This window comes from Streptomyces calidiresistens (genome assembly GCF_014141525.1).
Lineage (GTDB): Bacteria > Actinomycetota > Actinomycetes > Streptomycetales > Streptomycetaceae > Streptomyces > Streptomyces calidiresistens.
Genome location: NZ_VKHS01000431.1, coordinates 1 through 4,705, shown reverse-complemented (window position 1 = coordinate 4,705; position 4,705 = coordinate 1). Strand labels below are relative to the sequence as shown.

Here is a 4,705-nt window from a genome sequence, read left to right as displayed (position 1 = left end):
CGACTCCCCACCCCGCCGTGCCCACCGCGGGCTCCCGCCCCGGCGGCGGGAAGAGCGGAGGGCCCGGTAGCGTTGTGCGGCGCAGGCGTCGGCCACGACGAGCCGGGTCGTGACCCCGGCCGACCGGACGCCCCGGAGGCGAATCATGACCACCCGTCGCACCCCCCTGCCGGGCGTGGGCGTGCAGTACGACCTGCTCACCCGGGCCGGCCGCCACATCGCCGTCGTCGTGCACGACGACGGCCGGCGGTTCATCGGCTTCTACTCGCCGGACGACCCGGACGCCTGCCAGGCCACGGTCCCGCTGGAGCGCGAGGAGGCCGCCCGGCTGGCCGAGCTGATGGCGCCCGGCCACGCCGACGGGGCTGGCCTGCTGCCCACCGAGCCCGGCGTGGACCTGGTCACCGAGCGGATACCGGTGGGCGGGGACTCCCCCTACAGCGGCCGTCCGCTGGGCGCCACCCGGGCCCGCACGCGGACCGGTGCCTCGATCGTGGCGGTGCTGCGCCGCACCGGGGCCCACCCCTCCCCCGGTCCGGACTTCCGCCTGGAGGCCGGGGACACCCTGGTGGCCGTGGGCACCCGCGAGGGCGTCGGCGACCTGAGCGACCTGATCTCCGGAGGCTGACCGCATGCACGTCACGGTGTCGACCGCCGGCCCCCTCACGATCGCCTCCGGGACCGGATCCGGGTCCGCGACCGACACCGTGATGCTCATCGAGCTGGGCGCGGTCGTGTTGGGCCTGGGCCTGGCGGGTCGCCTCGCCGGGCGACTGGGCCTGTCCCCGATCCCGCTCTACCTGCTCGGCGGGTTGGCCTTCGGCGTCGGGGGGCTGTTGCCGCTGAGCGCCAGCGAGGACTTCTTCCACGTGGGCGCCGAGATCGGCGTCATCCTGCTGCTGCTCATGCTGGGGCTGGAGTACAGCGCCTCGGAGCTGGTGGACAACCTCCGCAGACAGTACCCCTCCGGCCTGGTGGACTTCGTGCTCAACGCGCTGCCGGGAGCGGTGGCCGCGCTGCTGCTGGGCTGGGGGCCGGTGGGGGCGATCGCCCTGGCCGGCGTCACCTGGATCTCCTCCTCCGGGGTGATCTCCAAGATCCTCACCGACCTCAAACGCCTGGGCAACCGTGAGACGCCCGTGGTGCTGAGCGTGCTGGTGATGGAGGACCTGGCCATGGCGGCCTACCTGCCGCTGCTGACCGCCACGCTGGCGGGGCTGGGGCTGGCCGGGGCGAGCGTGACCCTGCTGGTGGCCCTGGGCACCGCCGGCGGTGTGCTGTACCTGGCACTGCGGCACGGCCGGATCATCAGCCGCGCGGTGGCCTCCGACAACCCGGAGATGCTCCTGCTGGTGGTCCTCGGACTCACCCTGCTGGTGGCCGGGGTCGCCGAGCGGGTGCAGGTCTCCGCGGCGGTCGGGGCGTTCCTGGTGGGCATCGCGCTCTCCGGGGAGGTCGCGCACCGGGCCCGGGGGTTGATGACACCGCTGCGGGACCTGTTCGCCGCCGTCTTCTTCGTCTTCTTCGGGCTGTCCACCGACCCCGGGGAGATCCCGGCGGTCCTGGTCCCGGCGCTGCTGCTGGCCCTGGTCAGCACCCTCACGAAGCTCGTCACCGGCTGGTACGCCGCCGGGCGGGCCGGCATAGGGCCGCGCGGCCGGATACGGGCCGGCGGCGCCCTGGTGGCACGCGGCGAGTTCTCCATCGTCATCGCGGGGCTGGCCACCGGGGTGGAACCGCGCATCGCGCCGCTGGCGACGGCGTACGTGCTCATCATGGTGATCCTCGGCACCTTCACCGCGCGCTACGCCGAGCCGGCGGCGACGCGGTTGCTGCCGCGGGTCTTCGGCGGCCCGGCCGGGCCGGCCGGCCGCACCGCCCCCGCCGTGGTGCCGGGGCCCGGCGAGGTCGCCGCCGGCGTCGCCCCGGCCCCCTTCCCCGGGGGAGGGGAGCCCCTCGGGGGGCACCCGCACGAGCCCGGACCGGTGTCCGACACCGCCCGGGCGGGCGTCCGCGGCGCCGAGGGCGGAGGTCACGGGCGCCCCGACGGGGACCGCGATGGTGCATGATCGGTGCCATGGGCAGTGGCACGCGGATCGTCGCCGGCCTGGACAGTTCGTCCGGCTGGACCAGCATCGTCGTCTGTGACGCCGAGACGGGGGAGGTGCTGCGGCACGGACACGCCGAGCACCCCACCACAGGGCAGGCTCCTCCCGAGTCCTGGCTCCTCTCCTTGGGGGAGGCCGCCGGTGGCGGCATTCTGGAAGACGTGTCGGCCATCGGCGTGGCCGCCCGCCAGCAGGCGGTGGTGGCGCTGGACGGCGCCCGGAACCCGGTGTGTCCCGCGCTCTCGGAGGAGCAGCGGATGCAGGGCGCGGCGGTCGATCTGATCGACGCGCTGGGCGGCACGGCGGCGTGGACCGGCGCGGTGGGGGCCGTTCCGCAGACGGGGCATCCGGTGGCGCAGTTGGCGTGGCTGGCCCGCGCCGAGCCGGAACTCGCCCGGCGCACCGCCGCGGTGCTCCAGCCGCAGGACTGGCTGGTGTGGCAGTTGCTGGGTCGTCCGGAGCGGTTCACCACCGACCGGGGCGGGGCCTCGGGCACCGGCTACTGGTCGCCGACCGAGGAGCGCTGGCGGCCCGACCTGCTGGAACTGGCGCTGGGCCGTCCCGCCGAACTGCCCACCGTGCTCGGCCCGGCCGAGGCGGCCGGGCGCACCCCCGAGGGGTTGCTGATCTCCGCCGGGACCGGCGAGACCATGGCCGCCGCGCTGGGGCTGGGGCTGGGGTCGGGCGACGCGGTGATCTCCCTGGGTGCCTCCGCCTCCATCTGCGCGGTGCACGGCACGGCGGTCCCGGACCCGGCGGGGCTGATCACCTCCTACGCCGACGCCACCGGGCTGCACCTGCCGGTGGTGCGCACGCTCAACGCCAACCGGGTGCTGCGCGGCACCTCGGACCTGCTGGGCCGCTCCCCGGAGGAGTTGTCCGCGTTGGCGCTGGCCTCGACCCCGGGCGCCCACGGGCTGGTGATGCTGCCGTACCTGGCGGGCGAGCGGGTCCCGGCGCTGCCGCACACGGCGGGGACGCTGGCCGGGTTGCGGCGGGAGAGCATGCGGCCCGAGCACCTGGCACGGGCCGCCTTCGAGGGAATGCTGTGCGGGGTGGCGGACGCCGCCGGGGTGCTGCGCGCGCGGGGGGTGCGGATCGGCCGGGTCTTCCTCCTGGGGCCGATGGCCCACCTGCCCGCCGTACGGGCGCTGGCCCCGGGGCTGCTGGAGGCGGAGGTGGTGGTGCCCGAACCCGCCGACTGGGCGGCGCTCGGCGCGGCCCGCCAGGCGGCGTGGGCGCTGGTGGCCTCGGAGAATCCCCCCTCGGCGGCCGAACCACCGACCTGGCCCTCGCCCCGGGGCGAGACGCTGCGCCCCGACGAGGAGGCCCTGGCGGTGGGACGGGCGGTGCGGCAGCAGTTCACGACCGTCCGCGAGGAGCGCCACCCCGGGGCGCTGGGCCCGCAGGGGGACTGAACGGGCCGCGCGGTGAGGGGCGCGCCGCCCCTCACCGGGTCGGGCCGCCGGTTCCCCGCCCCGGGGAGGCGGGCGGGGAACCGGCGGCGGCACCGGCCGTCCCGGGGTCCGGGCCCCGGGACGGGATGTCCGACCCGGCTCCGTACGGCTCCGTACCGTGCCGGTCCGCGTCAGTCGAGGTAGCCGCGCAACTGACCGGCGTAGGTGTGGGTGCGGAGCTTGTGGAGCGTCTTGTGCTCGATCTGCCGGATCCGCTCCCGGGTCACCCCGAACAGCTGCCCGATCTCCTCGAGTGTGCGGGGGCGCCCGTCCGACAGGCCGTAGCGCAGTTCCACCACCCGGCGCTCGCGGTCGCCCAGGGTGGAGAGCACGGCGTGCAACTGTTCGCGCAACAGCAGCAGGGTGGCGGACTCGGCCGGGCCGGGCAGGTCGGCGTCCTCGATGAGGTCACCGAAGTGGATGTCCTCCTCGTCGCCCACCGGGGCCTGCAGGGAGACCGGGTCCCGGGCGAGGTTGAGGATCTCCCCCACCCGCTCGGGGGTGAGGTCGAGGCGGGTGGCGACCTCCTCCACGGTGGGCTCCACACCGCGTTCCTGGAGCATGGCGCGCTGGGTGCGCACCACCCGGTTGATCAGTTCCACCACGTGCACCGGGACCCGGATGGTCCGCGCCTGGTCGGCGATGGCCCGGGACATGGCCTGCCGGATCCACCAGGTCGCGTAGGTGGAGAACTTGAAGCCCCGGGCGTAGTCGAATTTCTCGACCGCCCTGATCAATCCGAGGTTGCCCTCCTGCACCAGGTCGAGCATGGTCAGGCCCCGGCCTGGATAGCGCTTGGCGACGGAGACGACCAGCCGCAGGTTGGCCTCGATGAGCCGCCGTTTGGCGAGCCGACCGCGCACCACCAACCGGTCGAGGTCCAGGGCGAGTCGGGCGTCGAGGGGGCCCGCGGTGTCCAGCCTGTGCTCGGCGAGCACCCCCGCCTCGATGCGGCGGGCCAACTCGACCTCGTCGGCGGCGGTGAGCAGGGGTATCCGTCCGATCTCCCGCAGGTACTGGCGGAAGAGGTCACCGGTGGGAGCGGGGCCGTCGTCGGCGGCGGGGGGACCGTCGTCCCCCGCGCCGTCGGGACCTTTCGCCGGTTCGTCGAGGGGGTCGTCGGCCGGGGGTGGGGACGAC

Annotated in this window: 4 protein-coding genes; 3 read left to right on the top strand and 1 reads right to left on the bottom strand. The window is 75.4% G+C overall.

The genetic code is table 11. The features are described from left to right. The first annotated feature begins 145 nt into the window (after positions 1–145). From FOE67_RS16970 to FOE67_RS16960, 3 genes are all read left to right on the top strand, one after another. A complete protein-coding gene (locus tag FOE67_RS16970) occupies positions 146–628 on the top strand; it encodes a cation:proton antiporter regulatory subunit (protein WP_182665187.1) in 483 nt (160 codons plus the stop codon). Between the two features lie 82 nt (positions 629–710). Then, the gene (locus tag FOE67_RS16965) at positions 711–2,069 is read left to right on the top strand and encodes a cation:proton antiporter (protein WP_228473969.1); all 1,359 of its coding nucleotides are present in this window, start codon (positions 711–713) and stop codon (positions 2,067–2,069) included. An 8-nt stretch (positions 2,070–2,077) separates the two neighbouring features. Then, positions 2,078–3,526 carry an FGGY family carbohydrate kinase gene (locus FOE67_RS16960; protein ID WP_182665185.1) on the top strand — a complete coding sequence of 483 codons (1,449 nt, stop codon included), beginning with the start codon at positions 2,078–2,080 and terminating at the stop codon, positions 3,524–3,526. 170 nt (positions 3,527–3,696) lie between these two features. Here FOE67_RS16960 and FOE67_RS16955 read toward each other — a convergent pair. Beyond that, a partial coding sequence (locus FOE67_RS16955) for an RNA polymerase sigma factor (RefSeq protein ID WP_228473968.1) occupies positions 3,697–4,705 on the bottom strand: 1,009 nt, incomplete at its 5' end.